The organism is Robinsoniella sp. (assembly GCF_034124845.1).
Genome location: NZ_JAWYAJ010000463.1, coordinates 1 through 5,413 on the forward strand (window position 1 = coordinate 1; position 5,413 = coordinate 5,413).

General features: G+C 44.4%; 3 protein-coding genes and 1 pseudogene. All 4 read left to right on the plus strand.

Features of this window, described 5'->3' with window-relative positions:
- A pseudogene (locus tag ACH2DQ_RS22770) lies at window positions 1-698 on the plus strand (hypothetical protein); the annotation flags it as partial.
- Window positions 679-2,202, plus strand: a complete 1,524-nt coding sequence (locus tag ACH2DQ_RS22775) for an FGGY-family carbohydrate kinase (protein ID WP_394911682.1) — start codon at window positions 679-681, stop codon at window positions 2,200-2,202. The pseudogene ACH2DQ_RS22770 and the gene ACH2DQ_RS22775, both read left to right, overlap by 20 nt.
- Before the next feature lie 112 nt (window positions 2,203-2,314).
- Complete coding sequence (gene deoC, locus ACH2DQ_RS22780) at window positions 2,315-3,025, plus strand: deoxyribose-phosphate aldolase (RefSeq protein ID WP_394911726.1); 711 nt, start codon at window positions 2,315-2,317, stop codon at window positions 3,023-3,025.
- Window positions 3,026-3,105: 80 nt separating this feature from the next.
- A partial coding sequence (locus tag ACH2DQ_RS22785) for a glycoside hydrolase family 2 protein (protein WP_395028452.1) occupies window positions 3,106-5,413 on the plus strand: 2,308 nt, incomplete at its 3' end.

A 5,413-nucleotide genomic window follows, 5' to 3' on the forward strand; every position in this document is an offset into this window, starting at 1 on the left:
AATTCATAGTAGAATCGGAGATAGAGGTACAGGCAATGCTGGCACTGGAGAACAGAGATCAAACAAAAATTTTTGTGAATGGGATAGAAGCAGACGGTTCTTCCAAGGGCTGGTTTGTAGATGAATGTATTGAAAAAGTGGAGATTCCCCTTATTCATCAGGGAAATAATGAAATTATCCTGCAGATTCCATATCATTCTGGTGCAAATATAGAAAGCTGCTATTTGCTTGGGAATTTCGGTGTTCAGGTATTTGGAAGAGTAAAAAGGATGATACCCATGCCGGAAAAAATTGTCTTTGGTGATTTGACCAGACAGGGATTTCCGTTCTACGGAGGCAATATTACATATGGGTGTAAGCTGGAGAGCAAGGGAGAAAGGATTCGTTTAAAAGCGCAGTATTTTAACAGCCCTCTTTTAGCGGCAGACTTAGACGGAGAACGTAAGGGGATCATAGCGTTTGCGCCTTATGAATTAGATTTGGGGTATTTAGAAAAAGGAACTCATCAGTTGGAGTTAACAGCCTTTGGTAATCGTTATCCAACCTTTGGCCAGCTCCATAACTGTGATAAAAATTATTCCTGGTTTGCGTCCTGTTCCTGGAGAACGACGGGGGACAGGTATGCGGAAGAATACCAGTTGAAAGAAATCGGGATACAAGTGGGACCTGAACTGCTGTATGAAGAAACAGAAAGGTAAAAATTACATGAAGAATTATGTAATCGGAATTGATGTGGGCACCCAGGGAACCAAGTCTGCTTTATTTGATGAGAACGGTAATAAGGCAGCAGAATGCTTTGAAGCATCCGGGCTTATTTGTCCCGGACCTGGAATTGCAGAACAGGACCCGGAGGAGCTGTATGGTTCGGTACTTCGTACAATCCGTGGAGTAATGGGAATGAGCAAAATCAGTCCCAGCCAGGTGGCAGGAATTGGGATAGATGCCCAGATGGCGGGAATTATCGCTGTGGATCATCATTTGCAGGCAATCGGTGCCTATGATTCCTGGCTGGACATGAGGTGCGAGCCTATGATAGAAAAAATGAAGCTGACGGCACAGGCGGAGATCATACGGTCTACCGGCGGTCAGGTGACCTATTCCCATGGACCTAAAATCCTGTATCGCAGAAAGGAAACGCCGGCAGAATATGATAAAACAGCTAAGTTCCTTACATTATCAGCTTATCTCACCGGCAGGATGTGCAGTCTTAGGGCAGAAGAAGCATTTATTGATTATACCCATCTGCACTTTACGGGATTTGCGGATAATAAAAAGTTAGAATGGAACCATGGACTTTTGCAGGAATTTGGGGTTCATGGAGAAAAACTCCCGCGTATCTGTGCCCCCTATGAATTGATTGGCGGCATTTCTAAGGAGGCGGCTGCTTCCTGCGGGCTTCTGGCCGGGACGGCGGTTATTGCAGGCTGCGGTGATTCTGCAGCATCTGCATTTGGAGCAGGTATTACAGAAGAGAATATGATCTATGATGTAGCGGGGACAGCTTCCATCTTTTCCTGCAGCACAAAGACATACTCCCCAGATGTTAAGGATAAGACATTGCTGTTTGCCAGATCCGTGATTCTGGGAATGTGGACACCATTGGCATATATTGGCGGCGGGGGACTATGTGTCAAATGGCACAGAGATCAGTCAGGAAGGTCTTTTGAGGAACTAAACCAGGGTATAGCTTCTATAGAGCCGGGCAGCAGGGGACTGTTCTTTGTTCCCCATCTGGCAGGAATGACATGTCCGAATGACAGCAAGGTGAAAGGTGGTTTTCTGGGACTTTCGTTTTATCATACGGCGGAGCATATGTACCGAAGCATTTTGGAAAGTATCGCTTATGAATATGCAGGTTATTTTTCCATTTTAAAAAATGGAATCCCGCAGTTGAAGCCGAATGCAGTCTATGGTGCCGGGGGTGGAACTAAAAGCAGTATTTTTAACCAGATAAAGGCTGACGTTTTGAACATGCCCTATTACCCTTTGGAAAACGCGGATACAGCATCTTATGGAGCTGCTGTTCTGGCAGGATACGGAACAGGGATTTTCGAAAGCCCTCAACAGGGAGTACAGTTAAAGAAAAGGAACCAATGCTATAAACCGTGCAGCGGTTCTGTGGAGCAATATAAGAAATTTACAGAACAGTATCAGAGGCTGGTAAGGGAAATAGCCCATATCAGCTCTAATATCTGGAACTGATATACAGGAAGTATAAGGCCGAAAGAAAATTATGATAGGGAAAGGAAGCCACGATGTGATTCTTTCAGCCTGTTTGATTGTGGCAGTATTGCAGGCAAGCCTGCAATATGCAATGGATATAAATATGAAAAAAATAACACCGGAAACAATAGTGAAAATGATAGACCAGACATTATTAAAAGCCTATGTAAGCGATCAGGAATTTCAGAAATTTTGTGAGGAGAGTGCCCGTTATCAGTTTAAAATGGTGGCTGTAAATTCTGCACCGGTGAAAAAATGCCGTGAATTTTTGGGGGACAGCCCCGTTCATGTAGGAGCGGCAATCGGATTTCCACTGGGACAGACTACAATAGAATCCAAAGCGTTTGAAACCAGGCAGGCAATAGAGCAAGGTGCGGACGAAATTGATTATGTCATTAATATCGTAGAATTAAAAAATCGAAATATGGATTATATTAAACAGGAAATGCAGACGATTGTGGATATCTGCCGGGAGCATGAGGTTACATCAAAAGTAATCTTTGAAAATTGTTATCTGACAGAAGAAGAAATTAAAATGCTGTGTCTAATTGCTTTGGAGGTTGGAATTGACTATGTAAAAACTTCCACCGGATTTGGGACAGGAGGGGCAACACCTGAGGACGTACGTCTGATGAAATCTATGGTGGGAGATAAGATAAAAGTGAAGGCTGCAGGAGGAATCCGGGATCTGGATACAGCTCTGCTCATGATTGAAGCAGGTGCTTCCCGCATTGGAACCAGTGCCGGTGTTTCCATTGTAGAGGAGTTGAAGCGGCGGTTCAATGAGCAGGATAATCAGTAACAGTACAGGTCAGGGAACAGTTGAGCCAGACTGAACTGTTACTGGGTTAGTTCATTTTGTGGTGAGAAATGGGGATTAGGATGGATAATTTAAGAAGATCTTTGGATGAGCTGGAGAAAGAGGCATGGAATCCAAAACCGTCTATGCTGGAGAGCATACCGGTAGAGGTGGAATTAAAGCCCTTTGAAAGAGGGGAAGCATCTGGGAAACATGCCAGGGCATTACACACGCAGAGTTTAAACGGGCCATGGCAGATGGCACATGGAAAGGAAGAAAAGGACAGATTAGATCCTTTTTACCAATGGGAGGATGCGATTTGGGCAGATATTCCCTGCAGTGTACATACTGCGCTGCTAAAAGCCGGAGTCATTCAGGATCCTACCTGTGGGCTTCAGGATAAAGAGGCAAGAGCATATTCTTATAAAGAATGGTGGTTCAAAAAAGAATTTGTGCTGGAGGATGGAAAAAATCTGGACAGTCTGTGTTTTGATGGTATTTGCTACTATGGGAAAGTCTGGTTAAACGGATGCTATCTTGGAGAACACAGGGGAATGTTTGGCAGGGCACAATTTGATGTTTCCGAAATACTGAGTAAGAAAAATATTTTAATTGTGAAGATTGAGAATTCACCGGCTAATCCAAAGCCCATGTCAGAATACATGGACAATGATGAGGGATGGCATGACGGTGTAGTGATTAACTGCATTTACGGATGGCATTATGCGTGCTTGCCAAGCAGGGGGATCTGGCAGGGCGTATGCCTTAAGGAGTCGGCACAAAGCGTGTTCTGCGAACCGCCTTTGATTGCAGCGGTGGATACTTCAGCAGGGATTGTGGATATCTGTTTAAAAATTCATGGTTTATGTGGAAACGCTGAAGTTTATGCAGAAATACTGGGTAAAAACCATAATGGTCCGGGAGGCTGTTTGCATTATGAACATACGTCCAATGAAGACATCAGTGAAGTTCATCTAAGGGTCAGGATACCTGATCCAAGGCTTTGGTGGCCCAATGACCATGGAGAGCAGAATTTATATGAGTTAAGGCTGTCTTTTAAGCCTGCTGAAGGAAAAGGGCAGTATTTTAATACTACATTCGGTATCCGGACAATTGAGATGGGCACACTCCCCGGTGGACCTTATGAAGATAAACATAACTGGACTTTTATTGTAAATGGAAAGCCAATGTTTGTTAAGGGAAGTAACTGGTGTACGCTGGATGTGCTGCTGCGTTTTCAAGAAGAAAATTACCGCAGATTTTTGACCCTGGCCAAAGACCAGCACATTCAGCTGCTGCGTGCCTGGGGCGGCGGTATGCCGGAACTGGATATTTTCTATGACTTATGTGATGAACTGGGAATTATGGTTATGCAGGAGTGGCCCACATGCTGGGACAGTCAGAAAGACCAGCCTTTTGACGAACTGGAAGAAACGGTTTTGGTGCATATGCCAAGGTTACGCAGCCATCCATCCCTGATTATGTGGTGCGGGGGCAATGAATCGAAAGAAGCGGACGGTCCGGCTATGGATATGATGGCAAGATACGCATATGAGTTAGATGGAAGTCGAACATTTCACCGGACATCTCCCTGGGGAGGGGCATTACATAACTATGCGACTTACTGGGATATGGAAGATATCGATGTCAGTCTGAATCTGCACGCACCTTTTATGGGAGAGTTTGGAATGGCATCTGCCCCCAATAAAAACAGTGTTTACCGCTATGTTCCCGAAGAGGAAAGAGAGATCTGGCCTCCGGAAAGGTTTGGCTCCTTTGGACACCACACCCCCCGGTTTAACCAGCTTGAGCCAAATGATATGGAACATTTAAGCAAACGGGTTCCGGAATTTACGGACAATCATACAATGGATGACTTTATCTGGGCGACGCAAATGGCCCAGGCGTCGGCTATCCGCCATACGCTGGAATCCTATCGGTGCAACTGGCCGTATTCAACCGGAATTTGTTATTACAAGCTCACAGATGTTTATCCGGCTTGTTCCTGGTCCACAGTCGATTATTATGGAGTACCAAAGCTCTCTTACTTCGTGATAAAGGAAAGCTATAAACCGTTCCATGGCTGTCTGCTTTTTCAATCGCTCAGGATCCGGGAGAACCTGAAAGCACCGGTGTTTCTGCTAGATGATGCGGGTTTCATGACATCCGGATCCGATGAGTATAAAAATTGCAAAGTATCGGTCTTCGCATATGATGATAAATTCAATCTGATAAAGGAATCGGGATATGAAATAAATGCAGAGGGTAAGACGGTGCAAAAGCTGGGATATTTTGAGTTGGAAAAAGAATCTGTTAAAGACAGCCCAATTTTTCTGTATGTGAAAACGGAATGTATGGGAAAGAAAAAAGACAGTACTTTTTATTGGTTAA